The 1,133-nt window shown below is 68.5% G+C and carries 1 protein-coding gene; it reads left to right on the top strand.

Annotated elements, in window-relative coordinates:
- Positions 1-2 precede the first annotated feature (2 nt).
- A complete protein-coding gene (locus ACLQ26_RS33000) occupies positions 3-1,106 on the top strand; it encodes an IS30 family transposase (RefSeq protein WP_425748272.1) in 1,104 nt (367 codons plus the stop codon).
- Positions 1,107-1,133: the final 27 nt, after the last annotated feature.

The raw sequence follows: 1,133 nt of genomic DNA, 5'->3' as shown, positions 1-1,133 counted from the left end.
CAGTGCAACTGATCTTGGTTGTGGTGGAGGTGCTGGTGGCGAGGCCTGGTGTGGTGACGTTCGGGCATCGGCAGGTGTTGGAGCATTTGTGGGGGTCGGGTCGGACGATCACGCAGATCGCGGGGTTGCTCGGGGTGTCGGTGGGCACGGTGTCGCGGGAGGTGGCCCGGTATCACAGTGCGCGGCATGGGACGAAGAACCCGCTTGGGCGGTCGTTGCCGTCGGGGCGGGCGCGGGCGCCGTATCGGTGGGGGTATCAGGCGCAGTGGGCGCAGCGGCGTGCGGACGCGGCGCGTCGGCGGTCGAAGCCGTCGAAGTTGGGGGTGGGTACGCGGCTGCGGCAGACGGTGGCGGGGAAACTGGCGCGTAGGTGGTCTCCGAAGCAGATCGCCGCGTGGTTGCGGGCCACGTTCGCTGACCGGCCGGAGTTGCAGGTGTCGCACGAGACGATCTACCAGGCGATCTATGTGCAGTCGCGGGGCAGTTTGCGCGAGGAACTGACTCGGCAGGTCGCCCTGCGCTCGGGACGCGCTGATCGGCGGTCCCAGTCGCGGATGGCGGCAGCGGATCGGGGTCGCCGTCCCTGGATCGGGGACCTGCACATCAGCGCTCGTCCCGCTGAGGCCACCGACCGGGCCGTGCCTGGGCATTGGGAGGGTGACCTGGTCATCGGCAAGGCCGGCGCGTCGGCGATCGTGACTCTGGTCGAGCGCGCCACCCGATACGTCATGCTCGGCGCCTTGCCCAACGGCCGAGACACCGACTCCGTCATCAGTGTCCTGACCGCCCTGGCCGGGAGGCTACCGGCGCATCTTCGCCGCTCTCTGACCTGGGACCAGGGCACCGAACTAGCCGCTCACGCCCGCTTCACCGTCGCCACCGGATGCCCGGTTTACTTCTGCGACCCCCACAGCCCCTGGCAACGCGGCAGCAACGAGAACACCAACGGCCTGCTCCGCCAGTACTTCCCCAAAGGCAGCTACGACTTCCGCACCATCGACCAAACAGGCCTCGACGAAGTCGCCCACGAACTGAACACCCGCCCCCGCCAGACGCTCGACTGGGCAACCCCAGCCGAACGCCTGGACCACCTCATCGCCGCCTAACGATTGCACTCACCCCTTGACCCCAAG

Origin of the sequence: Micromonospora sp. DT43, assembly GCF_049841645.1 — a bacterium.
Lineage (GTDB): Bacteria > Actinomycetota > Actinomycetes > Mycobacteriales > Micromonosporaceae > Micromonospora.
This window is presented reverse-complemented; position numbering and strand designations above follow the sequence as displayed.